Source organism: Bacillus sp. 05T31, from assembly GCF_056396725.1.
The window spans coordinates 1-22,181 of record NZ_JBFTMA010000007.1; the positions used below are offsets into that span (position 1 = coordinate 1).

The window sequence follows — 22,181 nt, forward strand, 5'->3', positions numbered from 1 at the left end:
CAGCACGCTGCAAGGCCATTTCTGCACGTCTAAAGTCAACATGTGCTTGTTTATCTTGCATACGTTGCTCAGCGCGACGTTTCGATTCATTTGCACGATGGATATCGATATGGTTTGCTTCTTCAGCAGATGATGATAATACAGTTACTTTATCTGGACGAACTTCGATAAAGCCACCGCTTACTGCTACATAATCAGTGTGCCCACCATTTTTCAGACGAACTGCACTAATTTTTAACGGTGCAACAGTTGGAATGTGACCTGGTAAGATCCCCATTTCCCCACTCTCTGCTTTTACGCTTACCATTTCTACTTCTTTTTCGTAAACCGGTCCATCAGGAGTTACAATACTGACTGGAAATGTCTTCATAATTCGTCCCTCCTAAGGCCTTACGCCATCATTTTCTTCGCGTTTTCAATAACTTCTTCAATGCTACCAACAAGACGGAATGCATCTTCTGGAAGGTCATCATATTTTCCTTCTAGAATTTCTTTGAARCCACTAACTGTATTTTTYACAGGTACGTAAGAACCTTTTTGACCTGTGAACTGCTCAGCTACGTGGAAGTTTTGAGATAAGAAGAATTGAATACGACGAGCACGATGCACAACTAACTTATCTTCTTCAGATAACTCATCCATACCTAAGATAGCGATGATATCTTGAAGCTCTTTATAACGCTGTAAAGTTTGCTGTACTTGACGAGCTACTTCATAATGCTCTTCTCCTACGATTTCTGGAGAAAGTGCACGAGACGTAGATGCTAATGGATCTACGGCTGGGTAAATACCCATTTGTGTTAAACGACGCTCTAAGTTTGTTGTTGCATCTAAGTGAGCGAACGTTGTAGCTGGTGCTGGGTCAGTATAGTCATCGGCTGGTACGTATACCGCTTGGATAGACGTGATAGACCCTTTATTTGTAGATGTAATACGCTCTTGTAATTGACCCATTTCTGTTGCAAGTGTTGGTTGGTAACCTACCGCAGATGGCATACGACCAAGAAGGGCAGATACTTCAGAACCTGCTTGCGTGAAACGGAAGATGTTATCGATGAACAATAGTACGTCTTGTCCTTGCTCATCACGGAAATGTTCAGCCATTGTTAAACCTGTTAATGCAACACGTTGACGTGCTCCAGGTGGCTCGTTCATTTGTCCAAATACCATCGCAGTTTTCTTAATTACGCCAGAATCGCTCATTTCGTGGTATAAGTCATTACCCTCACGAGTACGCTCACCTACACCAGCGAATACAGAGATACCACCGTGCTCTTGTGCGATGTTGTTAATTAATTCCTGAATTAATACCGTTTTACCTACACCGGCACCACCGAATAGACCGATCTTACCACCCTTAATGTAAGGAGCAAGTAAATCTACTACTTTAATACCAGTTTCAAGAATTTCTATTCTTGTAGATAGTTCTTCGAATGCAGGTGCTTGACGGTGAATTGGATCACGACGTACATCCGCGGGAACATCACCATCTAAGTCAATTGCATCACCTAATACGTTGAATACGCGACCAAGTGTTACATCACCAACTGGTACAGAGATTGCTTTACCAGTATCTTCTACTTCTGTGCCACGAACAAGTCCATCTGTGGAAGACATCGCAACTGTACGAACTGTGTCATCACCTAAATGAAGTGCAACTTCAAATGTTAAGTTRATGCTCGCTCCGTTTTCGTTGCTTTGTTTTACCGTAAGGGCGTTGTAGATTGCTGGTAGCTTTCCGCCATCAAACTTAACGTCTACAACCGGACCCATGATTTGCGTAACGCGCCCTTTATTCATCGGGTTCCCTCCTAGCTTTCTTTTAATTAGCCAGCTTTCTAAGAGAAGTCGGCTTTTAATTTTTTATTACTATTCTAACGCTGCTRCTCCACCAACGATTTCCGTAATTTCTTGCGTAATCGCTGCTTGACGCGCACGGTTGAATGAAAGTGTAAGTGAATCGATAACTTCCATTGCGTTGTCTGTAGCACTCTTCATTGCTGTCATACGCGCCGCGTGCTCACTTGCTTTACCGTCTAGTAATGCACCGTACACTAAGCTTTCTGCGTATTGTGGCAATAATACTTTTAAAATTTCTTCTTCAGAAGGTTCGAATTCATAAGCTGTCGTCGGTTTATTAGACGCCACATCCGTAAGCGGTAAAATTTTATTTTCCGTTACTTCTTGTGAAATTTTACTTACATAATGGTTGTAGTAAATGTACAGCTCATCATAAGCACCGTCTGCGAACATCGCAATTGCTCGAGAAGCAAGATCTTTAATATCAGTAAATGATGGGTGGTCAGATAATCCAACTACTTCATCAATGATGTTAAAGCCGCGACGTTTTAAATAATCACGTCCTAGTCGTCCAAGCACAATAATTGAATATTGGTTTGAATCCATATTATGACGTTCACGAACTACGTTACTTACTGTACGTAATACGTTACTGTTATAACCACCTGCTAGTCCGCGATCAGATGTAATAACGATATATCCTGTACGCTTTACAGGACGCGCATTTAGCATTGGATGATTAATTCCTTTACTTCCTTGCGCAATGCTCGCTACTACTTCTTGAATCTTTTCCATATACGGAACGAAAGATTTAGCATTTTGYTCTGCACGGTTTAACTTAGATGCAGATACCATCTCCATCGCTTTCGTAATTTGACTCGTTTTCTTTGTCGAGKTAATCTTCGCTTTTATATCGCGTAAAGATGCCACAGGTTTTCACCACCTTTTTTCCGGAAGTTGGCACGATTAGTAAGAATCCTCTTTCTAATCTACGTTGCAAGATATTCTTGCTCATGATTGAAGGAAAAGAATAGGTGCACCTACTCTTTTCCTTTACATAACCGTCGGCGATCTCAGAACTTGAGATGCCTTATATATACTATCTAGCTCCAGCGGCTTGAATGCTCGGTGGCTTCACTTCTTCCTACGAGGCAAAGACCGCCTCTTCGTCAGAAGCTCCATCCCCCTCACATTCAGAACGAGCCGCTTCCGCTTTTATTTATCTAGTTCCGTCTCCTAGCCCCTTTCGTCTAAGAACCTTCCCCACCAAAAGGTAGAAAGCACCTTTTGTGGGAAAGAACCTTAGCCGATGGGGCTGAACAGTCGACTTCACTTTTCATTATTATTCAGAAGCTACGAATACTTTTTTAAATCCGTTAATTGCYGCTGCAAAYTTGTCGTCATCCGCAAGTTTCTTAGTTGTGCGRATTTCTTYTAATAAGTCAGTTGCATTTGAATCTAACCAAGCATGGAATTCTTCTTCGAAACGAGTGATATCTRCTACTGGGATATCATCTAGGAATCCACGTGTTAAAGCGTAAAGAATGATAACTTGTTTCTCTACACGTAACGGTTTGTGTAATCCTTGTTTTAATACCTCAACTGTACGAGCACCACGGTTTAATTTCGCTTGTGTTGCTTTATCAAGGTCAGAACCGAACTGAGCGAACGCTTCTAACTCACGGTAAGATGCAAGGTCAAGACGAAGTGTACCTGATACTTTACTCATCGCTTTAATCTGAGCAGATCCACCAACACGAGATACAGAAGTACCCGCATCGATCGCTGGACGTACGCCAGAGAAGAATAGGTCAGATTGTAAGAAGATTTGTCCATCCGTAATCGAAATTACGTTTGTTGGGATGTAAGCTGATACGTCCCCTGCTTGTGTTTCGATGAAAGGTAGTGCAGTTAAAGAACCGCCGCCTCTTGCATCACTTAATTTTGCTGCACGCTCTAATAAGCGAGAATGTAAGTAGAATACATCCCCTGGATATGCTTCACGACCTGGAGGACGACGTAATAGTAATGAAAGCTCACGGTAAGCCGCTGCTTGTTTTGATAAGTCATCATATACTACTAATACGTGTTTACCATTGTACATGAACTCTTCACCCATTGTTACACCAGCATAAGCAGCTAGGTATAATAATGGAGCTGGTTGAGAAGCTGATGCAGTTACAACGATTGTGTAATCTAATGCACCGTGCTTACGTAGTGTTTCTACTACGTTACGTACTGTTGATTCTTTTTGTCCGATAGCTACATAGATACAAATCATATCTTCATCTTTTTGGTTAATGATCGTATCAAGTGCAACTGCTGTTTTACCTGTTTGACGGTCACCGATGATTAACTCACGTTGACCACGGCCAATKGGTACAAGAGCATCGATCGCTTTAATACCTGTTTGAAGTGGTTCATGAACAGATTTACGATCCATTACACCTGGTGCTGGACTTTCGATTGGACGAGTGTTTGTTGTATTGATTGGGCCTAAACCATCAACTGGTTGACCTAATGGGTTTACAACACGACCGATTAGTTCTTTTCCTACTGGTACTTGCATGATGCGACCAGTACGACGAACTTCGTCACCTTCACGGATTTCTGTGTAAGGTCCTAAAATAATGATACCTACGTTGTTTTCCTCTAAGTTTTGTGCTAGTCCCATAACGCCRTTAGAGAACTCTACAAGTTCACCAGCCATAACGTTATCAAGACCATGAGCACGCGCAATACCGTCACCGACTTGGATAACTGTACCAACATCACTAACTTCGATTTCAGACTGATAGTTCTCGATTTGTTGCTTTATCAGTGCGCTAATTTCTTCAGCTCTGATGCTCATGTGCTTCACCCCTATCTATTCTTCATTAATTCACGCTGAATACGTGCTAATTTTCCTTGTAAGCTTCCGTCGTAAATGCGATTTCCAATACGTACTTTAATGCCGCCTAGTAAATCTTCATCCACAACATTTTTCACGCGAATTGCATCTTTTCCTGTTTTTTTTGCAAATGCTTCTGCAATGTTAAGTTTTTCTTCTTCCGATAGAAGACGAATAGAATATACAGTTGCATCCGCTACGTTACGTTCTTCATTAGCAAGAACAACATATTCATTTGCAATTTCAGGTAGGATATCAATACGCTTGTTATCAATTAAAATATATAACGTATTTAAAATAGATTCAGAAACAGATGCGAATACGTTTGCAAGAAACGTTTTCTTCTGCTCTTTTGAAATGTTCGGTTGCGTTAAAAAGCTATGTAGTTCTCCGTTCTTTGTAAAAACGTTTTGTACAAGGCGTAATTCCTCTTCAAACATTTCTAATACGTGTTTTTCTTTTGCAATTTTGAAAAGAGCGACAGCATAACGTTTTGCTACAATCCCATTGCTCATCGCGCTTCTCCTACTTCTTTAATATAATCGCGAATTAACTTCACTTGATCTTCTTCTTTTAATTCTTTTTCAATTACTTTAGAAGCAATATGAACAGATAAAGAAGCAACTTGTTCTTGTAAAGCAGCAATCGCTTGCTCTTTTTCGCGTTGAATTTCTTGTACAGCAGATGTTTTAATTGATTCTGCTTCTTCTTTCGCAGCAGCAACAATAACATCCTTTTGATCTACAGCTTGTTTCTTCGCTCTTTCGATTAACTCTTGTGCTTCAACACGCGATTGTTTTAACATTTCACGTTGTTCTTCTACTAATTTCTTCGCTTCAGCATTACTTCTTTCTGCAGCGTCGATTTCATTAGTAACATGCTCTTCACGTTCTTTCATAATTCCCATTAAAGGACCCCACGCGAATTTGCGTAGCATTACTAATAGAAGTAAGAAAATGAACAATGTATAAGCAATCGTTCCAAATGGAATGGAAGCCCCTAATAATAAAGTTGGCACAAGGATTCACTCCCTTCAAAATATCTAAATTGATCATATGAAAAAAAAAGACATACGTTTCGTTCATAAAGCAATGGCGAAGAAAGTTCGGAAAAACACTCTTCGCCATCTATGTAAGGGGAGTCTCCCTTATTTGTTCATTACGATGAAAGCAATAACTACACCGATAATTGGAAGTGCCTCAACTAATGCAACCCCGATGAACATAATTGTTTGAAGTGCGCCTTTTAATTCTGGTTGACGAGCAACACCTTCGATTGTACGTGATACGATAAGACCGTTACCAATACCTGCACCTAATGCTGATAAACCAATTGCAATTGCAGCTGCGATTACACCTAAACTCATTTAATTTGTCCTCCTTTGTATTATAAAAAAATAAATTTTTTCTTACTTAAATTATATTAATGGTCATGGCTTACTTTATGGGCCATATAAACCATCGTTAACATTACGAAAATAAATGACTGGATTGAACCAACGAATACGCTGAATCCCATCCATGCTAACATCGGTACAAGTGCACCTAATGCTCCTAAGAATGATGCCCCGCCTAACTTAGCAAGTAATCCTAATAAGATTTCACCTGCGTAAATGTTACCAAATAAACGAAGACCTAACGTTAATGTGTTAGCAAACTCCTCAATAACCTTTAATGGGAATAAGAATTTCATAGGTTGGAAATAACCTTTAACATATTCTTTCGTACCCTTCATCTTAATTCCATAATAATGGGTGAGGGTAACTACCATCACGGCTAATGTTAATGCAACTGCTGGATCAGACGTTGGTGATCTCCACCATGCAATATGTTCGCCAGCCTCAACTGTTGAATACATGAATGGTAAACCAAGGAAGTTCGATACGATGATAAACATGATAAGCGTAACGCCAAGCGTTAAGAAACGTCCACCTGTTTTCCAATCCATCGTACTATTGATAATCCCTTTCACGAAGTCAAACACCCATTCCATGAAATTTTGCATCCCGGTTGGGCGAAGCGCTAAGCTGCGAGTTCCGATAACAGCGATTAAGAAAACAATAACTGCTGCTACAGTAACCATCATAACTGATGACAAATCGAACGTTAAACCTAGAAATTCAACTAATTTACCGTGTTCCACTAGTAATTCACCTCTCTTCCCTGCTCGTATACTCTAAATAAAGAAAATCTATGATCATGACAAGGTATCCTGTCAGCAATCCTACACCTAAGCCCCACATCGCAATTAACTCTTGATATTTGGCTGCAAATAAAATTAATAACCCAATCGTGGCGAATCTTGAATATGTACTTACCGCTGTCGCCTTAAACTTCACGTTTTCTCCATTTGTTACGCGATCTAATAGCTTGTCTGTTCTACGTGCAATGATGCGCAAACTAAGAAAACTGAAAATCGTTCCGATAATCAGCCCAAGAAATACATCCTTGTAAGAGGTAATTCCCCATCCTAGCACTAGAAGCGCAAGCAAGTAGTACATATATTTCTTTTGTCGTTGGACAAGTCCATGTACGTCTATCATCATTGCTCTCCCGAATAGTAATGTTGAATGAGTCGAATCATTGCGTATACCCCTGTTCCTAACCCGAGTAATAACCCTATAATAAGAAACAACGGAAACGTTCCAACCTTATTATCAATCCATTGCCCACCAAAGATTCCAATAAGAATAGAACCAACTAACTGAGCAAGTATTCCTGACATTAAAGCATACGCTTTTATATGGCTGCGATCGTTTTTTTGCAAGGATTCATCCCTCCAATATGTAACCCTCATTCACGATGTGTTAATAATAACTCATTTTTCTGCATAAATTCTATACAAAATAAAAAGTTTACATTTTCGTCACGGAATAGATGCATTTTTGTCACTGAAAGCCCTACCATCTATCCCCGTTGTTAGCATACAATAGGGTATTAACAGTGTCAACGAGAAATCGTAAAAAATCAAAAAATTTGAGTATTAGGCATTTCCTCCCAAAAATGAAAACGTTCCCCTTCTAAATACTGGTTAGAGATATGCAATTTCTAACAGTTTTCTCTTTATAATAGAAGAAAATGTTCACAAGTTTGTCACTAATATATTTTTAAGATATAGCGCTTTCCTTCCATAATATAGTGTCCCCGAGACGTAAGACTTCTATATTATATGTGATGTGTATATAACTTATGTTGTATATACCCTGTATATTTATCTCCCCCTCCCCCGTGCGCTGAGGGCGAAAAAAAAAAACGAGCGGGGAATCCCCCTCTCGTCTGTTGTCTTACTTCGTTCCGAATAAACGGTCACCAGCATCACCAAGACCTGGAACTACATAACCATGGTCATTTAACTTCTCATCTAATGCCGCTACATAAATATCAACATCAGGATGCTCTTCCTGCACTACTCTTACTCCTTCTGGAGCAGCTACGATACACATTAATTTAATTTGTTTTGCACCGCGCTTTTTCAGAGAATTAATTGCTTCAGCCGCAGAACCACCTGTTGCTAGCATCGGATCTAGTACGATAAAGTCACGCTCTTCTACATCCGTTGGAAGTTTCACATAGTATTCTACCGGTTGCAATGTTTCAGGGTCACGGTATAAGCCAACGTGTCCTACTTTTGCTGCTGGAATTAATTTCAGAATTCCATCAACCATTCCTAAACCTGCACGTAAAATCGGAATTAAACCAAGTTTTTTACCAGCGATCACTTTTGTTGTCGCTTTGCTTACAGGTGTTTCAATTTCAATGTCTTCAAGTGGAAGGTCACGAGTAATCTCGAAAGCCATTAAGCTTGCTACTTCGTCCACTAATTCACGAAAATCTTTCGTACCTGTATTCTTATCGCGAATATATGTAATCTTATGTTGAATTAACGGGTGATCAAATACATACAGTTTTCCCATGTGAATCTCTCCTTTAGATGATATTCATGCGTTTACACGCTTCTTTACACTATTTACGATTGTAAAGAAAACGCTACTAATATTCAAGGGCAAATTTGGTAAAATCATGATTTTACGATGAATCTATCTAGTATCTTTACCAATTATGGGAGCTGTATCCTTCATTATATCGCCAAAATTTATTCATCATTTGTATACATACTTTAAAAACAATATATGTCCACAAAAAAAGACTACTAAAACAATTACGTTTCAGCAGTCTTTTTTAATCTATTATAGATTTGTATACATTGGGAATTTGCTCGTTAACGCTTCTACACGTTTGCGCGCTTCTTCTAGTTCAGCTTCATTCTCATGATTTTTTAATGTATGAGCAATAATTGCTGCAATCTCATCCATTTCTTCTAAACCGAAATCACGTGATGTTACCGCCGCTGTACCGATACGTACACCGCTTGTTACAAATGGACTTGCTGTTTCAAATGGAATCGTATTTTTATTCACTGTAATACCAACTTCATCTAATACGTGCTCTGCTACTTTACCTGTAATTTCCAAGTTACGAACATCAATTAAGATTAAATGATTGTCTGTTCCACCAGAAACAAGTGTAAGTCCTTCCTTTTGAAGGCCTTCAGCTAAACGATTCGCATTATTAATGATATTTTGTGCATATGTTTTAAACTCATCTTGTAGTGTCTCACCAAATGCAACAGCTTTTGCAGCAATTACATGCATAAGTGGGCCACCTTGAATACCAGGGAAGATTGATTTATCAATTTGTTTTGCAAATTGTTCTTCACATAAAATCATACCGCCACGTGGGCCACGTAATGTTTTATGTGTTGTTGTTGTAACAAAATGTGCATGTGGTACTGGATTTGGATGTAAACCAGCTGCTACTAAACCGGCGATATGTGCCATATCAACCATTAAGTACGCGCCCACTTCATCTGCAATCTCACGGAATCGTTTGAAATCGATAACACGAGGATATGCACTTGCACCTGCAACGATTAATTTTGGTTTATGTTCTTTCGCTTTTGCTAATACATCATCGTAATTAATACGGTGAGATTCAGCATCCACGCCATATTCTACGAAATTATATTGTACTCCACTGAAGTTAACAGGGCTTCCGTGTGTTAAGTGACCACCATGAGATAAATTCATGCCAAGTACTGTATCGCCTTGCTCTAAAATCGTGAAGTATACTGCCATGTTCGCTTGTGCACCAGAATGTGGTTGAACATTTACATGCTCTGCGCCAAAAATTTCTTTCGCGCGATCACGTGCGATATCTTCTACTACGTCTACGTGTTCACAACCACCATAGTAACGTTTTCCAGGATATCCTTCAGCATACTTATTCGTTAGAACAGAACCTTGCGCCTCCATTACTGCTTCACTTACGAAGTTTTCCGAAGCGATTAACTCGATCTTTGAACGCTGTCTTCCTAGTTCTGCCTCAATTGCAGCAAATACCTTTTCATCTTGACGTTTTAAATGATTCACCAAAATCCCCCTTTTCTGAACGAATTACATCAATTCCCAATAGTTTTTTCTCATTTATTCAGAAAAAACGAAAATTCAGGTTGTAATTCTTTCGAACCTTCATGTTTTCAACTACATTCTAACATGACTTTCTATATCATAAAAGAAAAAAAAAGACCAAAATTGGTCTTTTCTTTCTTCTATTATAAAGTCAGACCACATACCTTTTACCTTTCGATATAAGGCTGTTATAAGACTTTATAATGTTTAACGGCAAGAAATAGCTTCTTCATTTGCCGCATAAACAGCACGTGCTCCACCTATTAGTTTCCCACGTGTTTTCGCCATCGTTACATGCGCATTTCCTATTTCCTTCACACTTGTACGAACCGGTACAGCTACATGCTTTAAATGCATACCGATAAATGTATCGCCGATATCCATTCCTGCATCTGCTTTAATAAACTCAATTACTACCGGATCTTTAAAATTGTGATACGCATACGTCGCTAATGCACCACCTGCTGATCTAACAGGCGTAACTGTTACAATTTCAAATTGATATTTCATCGCTACATCTCTCTCAACTACTAAAGCACGATTTAAATGCTCACAACATTGAAACGCCAATTCAATACCTGTTCTCTCTTGAAATTGTTTTAATTCAGAAAAAATCGCCTCTGCCACTTCCATCGTTCCTGATGTTCCAATTCTTTCACCTAGCACTTCGCTCGTGCTACACCCCACTACAAAAATTTGGCCTCTTTGCAGCGTGGCTTGTTCTTGGAAATCAGAAAGCGACATTTGTAGCTGTTCTCTTACCTTTACGATTTCTGTCATTACGCCTCTTCCTTTCACAGGTTGGTTCACCAAATTATATTTCATACTACTTATAGTTAGAATCTATTACTTTGTTTCGTACGTTTTAATTTTTCCTACGCGGTTTTCGTGACGGCCACCTTCATAGTCAGTTGTTAGCCAAATTTTCGCGATATCACGCGCTAGACCAGCTCCAATCACACGCTCGCCCATCGCTAACATGTTAGTGTCATTATGCTCTCTCGTCGCTTTCGCACTGAAAGTATCATGAACTAATGCACAACGAATACCATTTACTTTGTTTGCTGCGATTGACATGCCAATGCCTGTCCCGCAAACTAAAATGCCACGATCTACCTCACCATTCGCGACCATTTCTGCTGCTGGAAACGCAAAATCAGGGTAATCAACAGAACCAGCTTCACATTCACAACCTAAATCAATATATTCAATATTTAACTCTTCTAATAAACTTACAAGTTCTTTACGGATATTCATACCGCCGTGATCAGATGCTACTACTACTTTCATTTTTACCCCTCCGAAGTTTCAATCAATTATCTTCATTTCACACTCGCTACCTAAATGGAACAAAGTGATCTCCAATATCGTATTATACACGAAACATCAACCTTCTGAATGTTTTTTCAGTAAAGTTTGTACAAGTTTTTCCATCTCTTCTAACGTTTCTTTATAAGTAGAAAGCGATCCGCCAAATGGATCTGAAATATCCTTACTTACACCCTCAGTTAATCCATATAATGTATCCAATTTCTTTTCAACACTCGGATAATGCCCAAGTACAATTTGCTTATGGTTTTCCGTCATTGTTACTACAATATCCGCCCAATCAACCAAAGTATCGTTTACCTGCTGCGCGGCATGATCGATTGCAATTCCTTTTTCGACCAAAGCTTCCTTTGCATGTACCGACGCATCGCTTCCAGGATAGGCGAAAACACCAGCAGATTGCACTTCAAATTTACCTTCTCCATAATGACGAAGCAAAGCCTCAGCCATCGGACTACGGCATGTATTTCCAGTGCAAACAAATAACACTCGTTTCATCTAAACCCACCCCTTTGTTCAATTTCTTACCATTCATCATAGCGTACATTAGAATAGAACAAAAGAAATGTGAATATACGAAAGGCGCATTTCTCTTATATTTTTTCTAAGAAAAATGCGCCTTATTCACATATGTGAAACCCTATTTCCAAGTGCCCAAAGTATTTTACCATACATAATGAACACACTACGAAACAAAATAAGGAATCCATTTCATACGAAATAGATTCCTTTCATACAATAATTATTTCATTGTAACTTTCATTACTTCTGTTGAACCTTTTGTAGCTGTTACACCTACAGTTGTCTTAATAGACTCAGCTGCATCTGTGTTTGTAATAACGATTGGAGTAATTGTGCTTTTCGCTTTTTCACGAATTAATTCTAAGTCGAATGAGATTAATTTATCTCCAGCTTTTACAGCTTGTCCTTCAGAAACGTGAGCTTCGAAACCTTCACCTTCCATTTTTACAGTTTCTAATCCAACGTGGATTAAAATTTCTGTACCGTTTTTCGCTTTAATTCCAATAGCATGTTTCGTGTGGAATAATTGTACGATTTCACCATCAACTGGAGATACAACTACACCTTCAGTAGGATCGATTGCAACACCGTCACCCATCATACGACCAGCGAATACTGGATCTGGTACTTCTTCAATATTTTTCACTGCTCCAGTTAATGGAGCTACGATTGTTTCTTCATTTGTTTTTGAACCAAAACCGAATAATTTTTTAAACATAGGATAGTCCTCCTTATAATTTACCTAAAAGTTTATAGGGCAATCTCTATTCAAGATCGAAATACACGTAAGACTTCATACTTCGAATGTTATACTGTAAAAACGCTTTCGAAATAAATCATGTCATTACTACTAGACTCTTATTGTAGCGCCTCACAAAATTCCAGTCAATTCTGACTGTCTGAATAACAATAAGAGGTTAACTTCTACTTATATTTTCTCTTTTTTTTACTCACTTGTCTAGAGGTCTTTACTACATTTTATTTTTTGTTGTTAATTTGTAAAATTTAGTTCAAACTTTTTTCGAAATTCACTTGACTAAAGTAAGTAACTATTTTATTATTACTTACATAAGGTAAGTTAATAAACTTTTAGGAGGTTTTCAAAAATGATGGATTTCGGTCTTCTTATTATTCGTCTTATTATAGGAATTACATTCATGGGTCACGGTGCCCAAAAATTATTCGGTTGGTTTGGTGGCTACGGTCTGAAAGGAACAGGCGGCTTTATGGAATCAATCGGTTTACGCCCTGGTGTATTTATGGCATTTATGGCTGGTGCAACTGAACTATTAGGTGGTTTCTTATTCGCATCAGGTATTTTCACTGTAATCGGTTCATTATTTATCGTAGGAACAATGTTAGTAGCAATCTTCACAGTTCACGGAAAAAATGGTTACTGGGTAACACAAAACGGATTCGAATATAATTTAATGTTAATCGCTGTCGCTATCGGTGTAGCTTTAATTGGACCTGGCGCTTACGTTTTACTTTAATATTTATCTCTATTTCGAGATATTTACCAAAAAAGAGATTACTTCAGTACAATTGAGGTAATCTCTTTTTTTACATCATCAAAAAAATATTATTTTCAGCAGGAGATTCCCATTGATATCTTGTAAAGGAACAATAAGTATTCATATTTAGAAAGGGGATTACAACATGTTATCCATTAATCCAAACGAACAAACTGAAAAAGATAATTACAAATTACTAACAGGAAGTATCATTCCACGTCCTGTTGCATTCGTTACTTCTGTAACTAAAGATGGCGTATTGAACGGTGCGCCATATAGTTATTTCAATATCGTCGCTGCCAATCCACCACTTATTTCAGTTTCAGTACAACGCAAAGAAGGAAAACCGAAAGACACTTCCAGAAACGCAATAGAAAAAGGAGAATTTGTCGTACATATTTCTGATGAATCTTACGTAGAAGCGATCAACGAAACAGCAGCGAACCTACCTCCTAATGAAAGTGAAATCGAATTAGCAAAATTAACACCGATTGACAGTGATGTCATTTCAGTACCAGGGGTTAAAGAAGCAAACATTCGAATGGAGTGCATATTAGAACGCGCTATCCCACTCGGCGGAACCGAAGACTCGCCAGCTTGTGACCTACTAATCGGCCGCGTCGTTCGCTTTCACGTCGCTGAACACTTATACGAAAACGGCCGAATTCACGCCGAAGAACTAAAACCAATAAGCCGCCTAGCAGGACACAACTACGCAAAACTAGGAGAACAATTTGAATTAGTGAGGCCTATCTAAAAGTGGAGGCGACTCGTTCAGCTCTGACCAGCTAAGGTTCTTTCGCCCGAAAGGCGCTTTTTGCCTTTCGGGCGGAAGGTTCTTAGATGCGAAGAGCTAGTCGCCGGAACTGGATACATTTAAAGGCGGAAGCGGCTCGCTCAGAATGAGAGGGGGATGGAGCTCCTGACGTAGAGGCGCTTTTTGCCTCGCAGGAAGGCGCGAAGCCACCGACCATTCTAGCCGCTGGAGCTGGATACATTTAAAAGCGGAACCGACTGCCCAGGCCCGGTGGCTAAGGTTCTTCCTCACAGAAGATGCTTTTTATCTTCTCGTGGGGAAGGTTCTTAGACTCAAGGGCCTAGGAGGTGAAGCTAGCCACTGGAACTGGATATATCCCCTAAAAGCGCAAGGGGCCCGTTCACTTCCATCACCTAAACATAACCCCCCCCCCGCTGAAAGCGGGGGRTTTTTTATCGTAATTCTTCGTTTTTCTCCTCTAATGCCGGGAATTTCTCTTTTTTAGATCTACCAAGCTTTATTACAAAGAAATATAAGGAAAGTAACGTAATAAGGAAAACAATTAAAAACGGGTACGGAGAATAAAAAGTACGCGCCGCCTCCGATTTTCCTGCAACAAACTTCAATGACTCAATATCTAAAAACTCAGCAAACATTTGTACACCGAGCATACTGAACCAAAAAACAAAAAAACTAATAATAACACCAAAAACTTGCTTCAATCTCGTCATCCATCTCATCCTTTCTATATTTCTAATTTTTTAGTGTGATCAATATAGTACAAACGAAACTATGCACAGAAARGAACTATCTCACCATTCACGAATTAACTTAATCCAACCTAACATCGAAATTTGCAAAATAACACCCAATATTATAAGTCTTCTTAGCCATCGAGGAAAGAAGGTTAAAAGCTTAACATACCATTCCAATAGCTTGTTCATAATTGCCTCCTACATAAAATTATATAGGAAAAAGGAGATACAATCCAAACCCCACAAGAATAATACCACCTACTATTTCACCGTATGTGCCAAGTATATTTTTGGCATGGCTACCAAGCAATAAACCCATCCAAGCCAGTAACATACTTATTAGTCCGAACAATAATATCGTAATAATTGTCTCTGCTCCGTAAATTCCAAGACTAAGACCTACTGAAAAACTATCTATACTGACACCAAATGCAAATACAAATAAACTAATTCCAATTGGAGCAGTTCTAGTCTCTTCCCCTTCTAAAATAGACGAATATACGATATAGAACCCTAGCCCAATTAATAAAATAGCTCCTGCAAAATTTGCGACATCCCCATACCTCTCTGATAGAAAACGTCCTAGTACCATTCCGATAAATGGCATAATAATATGAAATATCCCAATCGTCATACCTATATAAAGGATTTGTCTTAACTTTAATGTTACCATCCCCATACCGAGGCTCACTGAAAATGCATCCATCCCCAGGGCAAATGCCATAATTATTAAAGGTATTAATTGTTCAAGTGTCATTCATATCCCCCCTCGGACGTGCTACTTCACAATATGCTTATCCGAGGAGAAATATTCTGTTTGCTAAAGGTACATTATCATTCAATAATAATCTGATGTCCCGCAGCTTTTGTTAAACGATTCATAATTGCATTTCCTATGCCTTCATTCGGGAATGATTCACTAAAAATAACATCTACTTCACTTGCATCAAACGTTCTAAGCACATCATATAACTTAGTCGCAACGCTGGCTAAATCGCTTCGTACACCACAAGACAATACAACATCTGCACTATACACATGCTGATACTCTTCTGTCGTTAATACACCTACTTTAAATCCTTCTTTCTTTTTCTCATCCACAATACGTTGAATAAACTCACGGGACCCTTCAACAATACTAAGTGGCGCTTTCGGTGCATAATGTGTATATTTCATTCCAGGTGATTTTGGTTTTTCTTTCTCATCCTTTAAAGCTGGATCTAAAGAAACATTTCCTATCACGGCCTCTAATTGCTCCTTCGTAATCCCACCTGGACGTAAAATCGTCGGAACCTCGCTCGTACAATCAATTACAGTTGATTCAACGCCTACTCCTGTTGCCCCGCCATCAACAATACCAGCAATTTTCCCATTCAAATCTTCATACACATGAGAAGCTAACGTTGGACTTGGGCGTCCTGAACGATTCGCACTCGGCGCTGCAACAGGCACGTTTGCCTCTTCAATAAGGGCGAGCGCTACTGGATGATCYGGCATCCTCACTCCGACTGTATTAAGTCCTGCCGTAACCCTCTCTGAAATCCCTTTTTTTCTCGGTAAAATGATTGTTAATGGTCCTGGCCAAAAATGCTCCATTAACTTTTCTGCAACCGGCGGAATTTCTCTTACGATACCATCTAACTGAGATTTTGTTCCTATGTGRACAATCAGTGGATTATCGCTCGGTCTCCCTTTCGCTTCAAAAATTTTCGCTATCGCTTCATCATCCATTGCGTTTGCTCCTAACCCATATACCGTTTCCGTTGGGAAGGCCACCGCTTCATTTTCTCTTAATAATCTCGCTGCTTCTTTTAATTGTGGATAATATTTTTTTCTTTCCACAACATTATCCACAACCCACATATTTGTATGCATTTTTTCCCACGTCCTTTTCTACCATGAAATACTTGTCTATTTTTAGTTTACTATGAGATTTATCCAAAAGACAAACAAGGTTTATCCACAAAATGTGGATAAACCTTGTTAATCCGTGGATAACTTTGTGAATAGCTGACAATTTAGTATTATTGCATTTAGCTCTTTTATATTTTTACAAAAGTGTTCTAACTGTCGAATTTCCTCTGGCACTTCCTCTTTCTCTACAATGACAAAGTTAAAAAACTGAAAGATGGTCACAGATTGTGGATGATTTGTGAGTAAGTACAATTGTCGAATATCTTTTTCTTTCATATACTGCAAAAACATCTCGAAAAAATATAAGAAAGTCTGTTTATCCACATTAGGTGTGAATAAACAAGAACGGATAAGTGCATTTTCTCCACTTTGTTCATATCCAATTACCGCTCGTATTTCTCCCGCCTCTTCCAAGATCATAAATTGTGCGTACAACTCATTTATTTTATCATCTTTTTTATTAGCTTGTCCGAAAAAAGAATGTAATCTTTCTACATCTGCTTTCGTAGCAAAATACACGTTCTTCATAATAAATCCCTCCTCATTGATATATATGAGGAAGGATTTATTAATAGCACTATTTAGAGAATAAAGATGTAAAAGCTTCGACGATAAATAATTTAACCTCTGGTTTTTCTTCTTCCTCTTCTACTGTTACATACTCATTTTCCTTTTCTTGTTTTTGCTCCACAGGTTTTTCCACTTTTTCCACAGTTTTTGTTTCTACTTTTTTTACAGGCTGTTCTTCTACTTGTGTTTCGTGTTTTACTACTTTCTTTTCCTGTGCTGTTACTTTTTCAGCTTTTTCCGGCTTTACTACTTTCGTTTCTTTCACCTTATCCACTTTCTTCTCCGGTACATCCACTACTTCCTCATCTGATTGTCTCACCTGCTCCTCTTCAGGAGATTCAGCTTTCACAACATGTTCTTCTTTCCTTACAGCTGTACCACTTGAAAAATCTAAGAAACACATCGGTGGAAATAATACACACCACCAGTTTGCACCTTCACCTTTTCCAATTGTAATAAGTACCGCTTCATATTCTCCTGCCGGATAAATAAAATTCCCATATACCTTTGTAGGAAACTTCACATTCTTACCGAATTTCACTTGAAACGCCTCTTTACTTCCTTCTCTTTTCAGCGTATTCGCCACTGTCTTTTCAATTTCAGGAATATGATTTTGAATTACTTTTCGAGCTTCTTCAAATGACGTTAAATCCGCTACCCATCCATCAATTTGCACTTTCACTTCATCACGTACTTTACGTTTTAATGCCTGATCTTTATCGGAATCACTATTAGCTAAAATACGTAATCGAACGGCCTCTTTCGGAATAACAGTAGGCCCTTTTGCATCAGCTTTCATATATCCAAACTGCACAAGTAACTGTGCACCAATTAATAATAAAAGAAAGTAAGCAATAACTTGTTTTTTCATTTCCTCCACCGTCCCCTCTAGAAACAGTGTGGACAGACTTTCATCTTTCTAAACTATTAAATTCGAAATCTATATAAAAAACCGATAGAAAAGCATTTTTTTAATTGGCGAGAGGGACTGGCTATGTATAGGAGCGGTCAGGGCCTTTTYCTGCCACGCGCAAAGTTTTAAAACAAARAMAGGYARCARGSTGTAKGTCCATTTTTATCTTYATGRCAGCAATCTATAGGTAATAAGGTGCTTATTTTTGCTGAAATAATACCCCTTACCAAAATTCTAAATAAAATGTATGGCTGAGTAGTTACGAATTTTTCATACAAAAAATAGAGTAAGGCTTATGCCTTACTCCATCTCTGCAAATACCATGCGATCTTTTCCATTAATATCAAATACAACTTCAACTTGAGCGCGCGGGAAAGTTTGCTGTAATAATGCTTTCACATCTTCACCTTGCCCTACACCAATTTCAAACGCCACAATCGCCTTGTTCTGTAATACATTCGGCAATTCCTCCATAAAACGACGATAGAAATCTAGTCCATCTTCCCCACCAACAAGCGCACGCTTCGGCTCATGCTCCTTCACAACAGTAGAAAGACCACGCCAATCTTCCTCTGGTATGTACGGAGGATTGGAAACAACAACATCTAACTTCTGACCTGTTTCATAAAATGGAGACAGTAAATCGCCATGATAGAAAGTTACATCCGCCCCTAAAGTTTTTGCATTTTCTTTTGCAACTTCAATCGACTCCTGTGCAATATCTACTGTATACACATGAAGATTTTTATTTTCTAAAGCRAGCGTAATAGAAATCGCTCCACTACCTGTTCCAATATCCGCTATGTGAAGCTCCTCATTACCGAAATGGCGCTCAATTCTCTCTAGCACTCCAACTATAAGTTCCTCTGTTTCCGGTCTTGGTATCAATACCTCTTCATTTACAAAGAATGATCGGCCATAAAACATTTCATAACCGAGCATATATTGGATCGGAATACCTTCTACATGCTTGTGGATAAATTGTGCAAAACTTTTCTCTTGTTCCGCAGTTATTTCTTCACGCATATTCATGAGCATTCCGGTTCTGTTCGTCTTTAATACATGACAAAGGACAATTTCTCCCGCATTTTCATCTCGTCCATTTTCCTGTAAAAAAGAAGAAGCCCATTTCAGGGCTTCATAGACACGCATTACTCAGCTGCCTCCATCTTTTGCGCCTGATCTTCCATCACTAAGGCATTGATGAAATCATCTAACTTACCTTGTAGGATTTGATCTAGCTTTTGAATCGTTAAACCGATTCGATGGTCTGTAACACGGTTTTGCGGGAAGTTATACGTACGAATACGCTCTGAACGATCTCCCGTACCAACAGCTTGTTTACGGTTTTGATCATACTCAGCTTGCGCTTCTTGTCTAAATTTATCATAAACACGTGCGCGTAATACTTTCATCGCTTTTTCTTTATTCTTAATTTGTGATTTCTCATCCTGACAAGATACAACTACACCAGTCGGTAAATGCGTTAAACGTACCGCTGACATCGTTGTATTAACGCTTTGTCCACCAGGACCACTAGAAGCAAACGTATCAACACGAACATCTTTTTCATGAATATTAATTTCTACTTCTTCTGCCTCTGGTAGTACAGCTACAGTTGCTGTAGATGTATGAATACGTCCGCCAGATTCCGTTTCAGGAACACGTTGTACACGGTGAGCACCATTCTCGAATTTCAGCTTCGCGAAAGCACCTTTACCGTTAATCATAAAGATAATCTCTTTATATCCACCTAACTCTGTATAGCTCGCTTCGATAATTTCAGTTTTCCAACCTTGCACCTCAGCATAACGGCTATACATACGATATAAATCACCAGCAAATAAAGCTGCCTCGTCACCACCAGCAGCGCCACGAACCTCAACGATAACGTTTTTATCATCATTAGGGTCTTTTGGAACAAGTAAAATTTTCAGACGTTCTGATAATGTTTTCTCTTGTCCTTCTAATTCAGAAACCTCTTCTTTTACCATATCACGCATATCAGCGTCTAACTTATCTTCTAACATTGCCTTTGCATCTCGTAATTGCTCACGAACATCTTTATACTCACGGTACACCTCTACCGTGTCCTGAATATCAGATTGCTCTTTTGAATACTCACGAAGCTTATTTGTATCGCTAATAACCTCTGGGTCACTTAACAACTCATTCAACTTCTCATAACGATCTTCTACAGCTTGCAAACGATCTAACACACCATTCACCTCTACATCCTAGTATCTAATACAAATAGTATATGGTACTTAATCAAAAAAACGCAAATTATATTTAAAAGCGCAAGCGGCTTGCTCAGGATCGCAGGACATTGGAACTCTCGACCTTGAAGCGCTTTTTGCTTCGAGCGAGAGAGTGAAATGGCCGGAGATTCTAGCCGCTGGAGCTAGATAATATTTAAAGCGCAAGCGGCTCGCTCAGAATGGGAGGAGGTTGGAGCTTCTGACAGAGAGGCGCTCTTTGCCTCGCAGGAAGAAGCGAAACCACCGACCATTCTAGCCGCTGGAGCTAGATAATATTTTAAAGCGCAAGCGGCTCGCTCAGCTCTGACTGGCTAAGGTTCTCTCGCACAAAAGGTGCTTTTCACCTTGAGTAGCGGCGGTTCTTAGACAAGAAGAGCTTGCCACCAATCTTCATCTATTTTCGAAAAAAACCCGCTCTACATAGCGAGTTTCACTTATCTTTGTTTTGTAGGTACTGCATGACAATGACGACAACGTGGTTCATACGATTCTGAAGCCCCAACTAAAATAATTGGATCATCAAATGCCGCTGGTTCTCCATCGATTAAACGTTGCGTACGACTTGCAGGAGATCCACATGCAGAACAAACTGCCTGCAATTTAGTTACATGTTCAGCAATCGCCATCAGCTGAGGAACTTGTCCAAATGGTAGACCACGGAAATCTTGGTCTAATCCAGCTACAATGACACGATAGCCACGATTTGCCAATACTTGCACCACTTCCACAATGTCCCCATCAAAAAATTGTACCTCATCGATTGCAATAACATCCATTTCTTCTGTTACATGGTTAAATATATCTTTTGAAGCTGAAACAGGAACTGCTTTAACCTTTAATCCATTATGTGATACAACATCTTCTTCACTATAACGATTATCAATACATGGTTTAAATACAATCGCATGTTGTTTCGCAAATTGTGTACGGCGTATACGGCGGATGAGCTCTTCTGATTTCCCAGAAAACATACTCCCGCAAATCACTTCAATCCAACCATTTTGATTCATTAAGTACATTGAGCTCTCCTTTCATCTACTTTCCTAATCCAAAGTAGGGTAAAGGTTTAATATTTTTGCAAAAAAAACAGACAAGCGAATACATACACTTGCCTGTTTTATGTTCTTTATTACTTGATGCCGTATTTCTTATTGAAGCGGTCAACACGTCCGTCTGCAGTAGCAAACTTCTGACGTCCAGTGTAGAATGGGTGAGAATCAGAACTGATCTCAATTTTTAGTAATGGATAAGTGTTACCATCTTCCCACTCAACAGTTTCGCTAGAGCCTTTTGTAGACCCGCTTAAGAATTTGAAGCCAGTGTTCGTGTCCATAAATACAACTTTATTGTAATTTGGATGGATTCCTGCTTTCATTCTTTTCATCTCCTTCCGCCCTGAATCATTTTCGAAACAGAGTTTTTCATCTTCAGCTGCTTACACAACTATATTGATGAAACACATATGATGAAATTATAACAAGGCTAACTC

29 protein-coding genes are annotated in these 22,181 nt (G+C 39.0%); 2 read left to right on the top strand and 27 right to left on the bottom strand.

Features of this window, described 5'->3' with window-relative positions:
- The 17 genes from atpC to AC1DJR_RS01085 all read right to left on the bottom strand — a co-directional run.
- Positions 1-370 (bottom strand): F0F1 ATP synthase subunit epsilon (gene atpC, locus AC1DJR_RS01005; protein WP_477001864.1); only part of this gene is annotated, 370 nt, incomplete at its 3' end.
- A gap of 20 nt (positions 371-390) precedes the next feature.
- Entirely contained in the window at positions 391-1,800 is a 1,410-nt protein-coding gene (gene atpD, locus AC1DJR_RS01010; RefSeq protein ID WP_002034913.1) for a F0F1 ATP synthase subunit beta, read from the bottom strand.
- Between the two features lie 69 nt (positions 1,801-1,869).
- Entirely contained in the window at positions 1,870-2,730 is an 861-nt protein-coding gene (atpG, locus tag AC1DJR_RS01015) for a F0F1 ATP synthase subunit gamma (RefSeq protein ID WP_477001865.1), read from the bottom strand.
- A gap of 412 nt (positions 2,731-3,142) precedes the next feature.
- Positions 3,143-4,651, bottom strand: a complete 1,509-nt coding sequence (atpA, locus tag AC1DJR_RS01020; protein WP_477001866.1) for a F0F1 ATP synthase subunit alpha — start codon at positions 4,649-4,651, stop codon at positions 3,143-3,145.
- Positions 4,652-4,662: 11 nt separating this feature from the next.
- The gene (atpH, locus tag AC1DJR_RS01025; RefSeq protein WP_002130060.1) at positions 4,663-5,205 is read right to left on the bottom strand and encodes a F0F1 ATP synthase subunit delta; all 543 of its coding nucleotides are present in this window, start codon (positions 5,203-5,205) and stop codon (positions 4,663-4,665) included.
- A complete protein-coding gene (gene atpF / locus AC1DJR_RS01030; RefSeq protein ID WP_002016287.1) occupies positions 5,202-5,708 on the bottom strand; it encodes a F0F1 ATP synthase subunit B in 507 nt (168 codons plus the stop codon). Before atpF ends, atpH begins: the two co-directional genes overlap by 4 nt.
- Before the next feature lie 129 nt (positions 5,709-5,837).
- Positions 5,838-6,056 (bottom strand): F0F1 ATP synthase subunit C, encoded by a 219-nt coding sequence (atpE, locus tag AC1DJR_RS01035; RefSeq protein ID WP_000052064.1) that lies wholly within the window; start codon positions 6,054-6,056, stop codon positions 5,838-5,840.
- Between the two features lie 56 nt (positions 6,057-6,112).
- Entirely contained in the window at positions 6,113-6,832 is a 720-nt protein-coding gene (gene atpB / locus AC1DJR_RS01040; RefSeq protein ID WP_000399874.1) for a F0F1 ATP synthase subunit A, read from the bottom strand.
- A 7-nt stretch (positions 6,833-6,839) separates the two neighbouring features.
- Positions 6,840-7,232 carry an ATP synthase subunit I gene (locus AC1DJR_RS01045; protein ID WP_002016288.1) on the bottom strand — a complete coding sequence of 131 codons (393 nt, stop codon included), beginning with the start codon at positions 7,230-7,232 and terminating at the stop codon, positions 6,840-6,842.
- Entirely contained in the window at positions 7,232-7,456 is a 225-nt protein-coding gene (locus AC1DJR_RS01050) for an AtpZ/AtpI family protein (protein WP_002089742.1), read from the bottom strand. The genes AC1DJR_RS01045 and AC1DJR_RS01050 overlap by 1 nt, the downstream gene beginning before the upstream one ends.
- Positions 7,457-7,482: 26 nt before the next feature.
- Positions 7,483-7,596, bottom strand: a complete 114-nt coding sequence (locus AC1DJR_RS01055) for a DUF4024 domain-containing protein (RefSeq protein ID WP_000232963.1) — start codon at positions 7,594-7,596, stop codon at positions 7,483-7,485.
- Positions 7,597-7,973: 377 nt separating this feature from the next.
- A complete protein-coding gene (gene upp / locus AC1DJR_RS01060) occupies positions 7,974-8,603 on the bottom strand; it encodes a uracil phosphoribosyltransferase (protein ID WP_429687972.1) in 630 nt (209 codons plus the stop codon).
- Positions 8,604-8,876: 273 nt separating this feature from the next.
- Positions 8,877-10,118, bottom strand: a complete 1,242-nt coding sequence (glyA, locus tag AC1DJR_RS01065) for a serine hydroxymethyltransferase (protein ID WP_002034906.1) — start codon at positions 10,116-10,118, stop codon at positions 8,877-8,879.
- Between the two features lie 246 nt (positions 10,119-10,364).
- Complete coding sequence (locus AC1DJR_RS01070; RefSeq protein WP_429688008.1) at positions 10,365-10,937, bottom strand: TIGR01440 family protein; 573 nt, start codon at positions 10,935-10,937, stop codon at positions 10,365-10,367.
- A 66-nt stretch (positions 10,938-11,003) separates the two neighbouring features.
- The gene (rpiB, locus tag AC1DJR_RS01075) at positions 11,004-11,447 is read right to left on the bottom strand and encodes a ribose 5-phosphate isomerase B (RefSeq protein WP_000869917.1); all 444 of its coding nucleotides are present in this window, start codon (positions 11,445-11,447) and stop codon (positions 11,004-11,006) included.
- A 96-nt stretch (positions 11,448-11,543) separates the two neighbouring features.
- Positions 11,544-11,984, bottom strand: coding sequence for a low molecular weight protein arginine phosphatase (locus AC1DJR_RS01080; protein WP_429687971.1), 441 nt, complete (start codon positions 11,982-11,984; stop codon positions 11,544-11,546).
- Between the two features lie 244 nt (positions 11,985-12,228).
- Positions 12,229-12,726 (bottom strand): PTS sugar transporter subunit IIA, encoded by a 498-nt coding sequence (locus tag AC1DJR_RS01085; RefSeq protein WP_002016294.1) that lies wholly within the window; start codon positions 12,724-12,726, stop codon positions 12,229-12,231.
- 388 nt (positions 12,727-13,114) lie between these two features.
- On the opposite strand from AC1DJR_RS01085, the gene AC1DJR_RS01090 reads away from it, so the two are divergent.
- A complete protein-coding gene (locus AC1DJR_RS01090) occupies positions 13,115-13,501 on the top strand; it encodes a DoxX family protein (RefSeq protein WP_060749190.1) in 387 nt (128 codons plus the stop codon).
- A gap of 166 nt (positions 13,502-13,667) precedes the next feature.
- On the top strand, positions 13,668-14,279 hold the full coding sequence (locus AC1DJR_RS01095; protein WP_002034901.1) for a flavin reductase family protein: 612 nt from the start codon (positions 13,668-13,670) through the stop codon (positions 14,277-14,279).
- Positions 14,280-14,731: 452 nt separating this feature from the next.
- Here AC1DJR_RS01095 and AC1DJR_RS01100 read toward each other — a convergent pair whose 3' ends face one another.
- From AC1DJR_RS01100 to AC1DJR_RS01145, 10 genes are all read right to left on the bottom strand, one after another.
- A complete protein-coding gene (locus AC1DJR_RS01100; protein ID WP_429687969.1) occupies positions 14,732-15,010 on the bottom strand; it encodes a DUF3935 domain-containing protein in 279 nt (92 codons plus the stop codon).
- An 81-nt stretch (positions 15,011-15,091) separates the two neighbouring features.
- Positions 15,092-15,223, bottom strand: coding sequence for a hypothetical protein (locus AC1DJR_RS01105; RefSeq protein WP_002139014.1), 132 nt, complete (start codon positions 15,221-15,223; stop codon positions 15,092-15,094).
- A gap of 19 nt (positions 15,224-15,242) precedes the next feature.
- A complete protein-coding gene (locus AC1DJR_RS01110; protein WP_002016298.1) occupies positions 15,243-15,791 on the bottom strand; it encodes a manganese efflux pump MntP in 549 nt (182 codons plus the stop codon).
- A gap of 77 nt (positions 15,792-15,868) precedes the next feature.
- Positions 15,869-16,909, bottom strand: a complete 1,041-nt coding sequence (locus AC1DJR_RS01115; protein ID WP_002016299.1) for an L-threonylcarbamoyladenylate synthase — start codon at positions 16,907-16,909, stop codon at positions 15,869-15,871.
- 108 nt (positions 16,910-17,017) lie between these two features.
- Positions 17,018-17,476 carry a GNAT family N-acetyltransferase gene (locus AC1DJR_RS01120; protein ID WP_002034898.1) on the bottom strand — a complete coding sequence of 153 codons (459 nt, stop codon included), beginning with the start codon at positions 17,474-17,476 and terminating at the stop codon, positions 17,018-17,020.
- 49 nt (positions 17,477-17,525) lie between these two features.
- Positions 17,526-18,389 (bottom strand): stage II sporulation protein R, encoded by an 864-nt coding sequence (spoIIR, locus tag AC1DJR_RS01125; RefSeq protein WP_429687968.1) that lies wholly within the window; start codon positions 18,387-18,389, stop codon positions 17,526-17,528.
- 342 nt (positions 18,390-18,731) lie between these two features.
- Positions 18,732-19,583, bottom strand: coding sequence for a peptide chain release factor N(5)-glutamine methyltransferase (prmC, locus tag AC1DJR_RS01130; RefSeq protein WP_002191297.1), 852 nt, complete (start codon positions 19,581-19,583; stop codon positions 18,732-18,734).
- Positions 19,583-20,650, bottom strand: coding sequence for a peptide chain release factor 1 (gene prfA, locus AC1DJR_RS01135; RefSeq protein ID WP_002113060.1), 1,068 nt, complete (start codon positions 20,648-20,650; stop codon positions 19,583-19,585). The genes prmC and prfA overlap by 1 nt, the downstream gene beginning before the upstream one ends.
- Positions 20,651-21,126: 476 nt before the next feature.
- Positions 21,127-21,711 carry a thymidine kinase gene (locus tag AC1DJR_RS01140; RefSeq protein ID WP_000281086.1) on the bottom strand — a complete coding sequence of 195 codons (585 nt, stop codon included), beginning with the start codon at positions 21,709-21,711 and terminating at the stop codon, positions 21,127-21,129.
- Positions 21,712-21,821: 110 nt separating this feature from the next.
- On the bottom strand, positions 21,822-22,067 hold the full coding sequence (locus tag AC1DJR_RS01145) for a type B 50S ribosomal protein L31 (protein ID WP_000643447.1): 246 nt from the start codon (positions 22,065-22,067) through the stop codon (positions 21,822-21,824).
- Positions 22,068-22,181: the final 114 nt, after the last annotated feature.

Bases quoted from the DNA above. Each gene is read 5' to 3' on its own strand.
- spoIIR (WP_429687968.1), bottom strand. From the start codon at position 18,389: ATGAAAAAACAAGTTATTGCTTACTTTCTTTTATTATTAATTGGTGCA.
- AC1DJR_RS01105 (WP_002139014.1), bottom strand. From the start codon at position 15,223: ATGAACAAGCTATTGGAATGGTATGTTAAGCTTTTAACCTTCTTTCCT.
- AC1DJR_RS01080 (WP_429687971.1), bottom strand. From the start codon at position 11,984: ATGAAACGAGTGTTATTTGTTTGCACTGGAAATACATGCCGTAGTCCG.
- atpH (WP_002130060.1), bottom strand. From the start codon at position 5,205: ATGAGCAATGGGATTGTAGCAAAACGTTATGCTGTCGCTCTTTTCAAA.
- AC1DJR_RS01090 (WP_060749190.1), top strand. From the start codon at position 13,115: ATGATGGATTTCGGTCTTCTTATTATTCGTCTTATTATAGGAATTACA.
- AC1DJR_RS01070 (WP_429688008.1), bottom strand. From the start codon at position 10,937: ATGACAGAAATCGTAAAGGTAAGAGAACAGCTACAAATGTCGCTTTCT.
- AC1DJR_RS01085 (WP_002016294.1), bottom strand. From the start codon at position 12,726: ATGTTTAAAAAATTATTCGGTTTTGGTTCAAAAACAAATGAAGAAACA.
- AC1DJR_RS01145 (WP_000643447.1), bottom strand. From the start codon at position 22,067: ATGAAAGCAGGAATCCATCCAAATTACAATAAAGTTGTATTTATGGAC.
- rpiB (WP_000869917.1), bottom strand. From the start codon at position 11,447: ATGAAAGTAGTAGTAGCATCTGATCACGGCGGTATGAATATCCGTAAA.
- AC1DJR_RS01045 (WP_002016288.1), bottom strand. From the start codon at position 7,232: ATGATAGACGTACATGGACTTGTCCAACGACAAAAGAAATATATGTAC.
- AC1DJR_RS01055 (WP_000232963.1), bottom strand. From the start codon at position 7,596: ATGGTAGGGCTTTCAGTGACAAAAATGCATCTATTCCGTGACGAAAAT.
- AC1DJR_RS01140 (WP_000281086.1), bottom strand. From the start codon at position 21,711: ATGTACTTAATGAATCAAAATGGTTGGATTGAAGTGATTTGCGGGAGT.
- AC1DJR_RS01095 (WP_002034901.1), top strand. From the start codon at position 13,668: ATGTTATCCATTAATCCAAACGAACAAACTGAAAAAGATAATTACAAA.
- AC1DJR_RS01100 (WP_429687969.1), bottom strand. From the start codon at position 15,010: ATGACGAGATTGAAGCAAGTTTTTGGTGTTATTATTAGTTTTTTTGTT.
- upp (WP_429687972.1), bottom strand. From the start codon at position 8,603: ATGGGAAAACTGTATGTATTTGATCACCCGTTAATTCAACATAAGATT.
- AC1DJR_RS01120 (WP_002034898.1), bottom strand. From the start codon at position 17,476: ATGAAGAACGTGTATTTTGCTACGAAAGCAGATGTAGAAAGATTACAT.
- AC1DJR_RS01110 (WP_002016298.1), bottom strand. From the start codon at position 15,791: ATGACACTTGAACAATTAATACCTTTAATAATTATGGCATTTGCCCTG.
- atpE (WP_000052064.1), bottom strand. From the start codon at position 6,056: ATGAGTTTAGGTGTAATCGCAGCTGCAATTGCAATTGGTTTATCAGCA.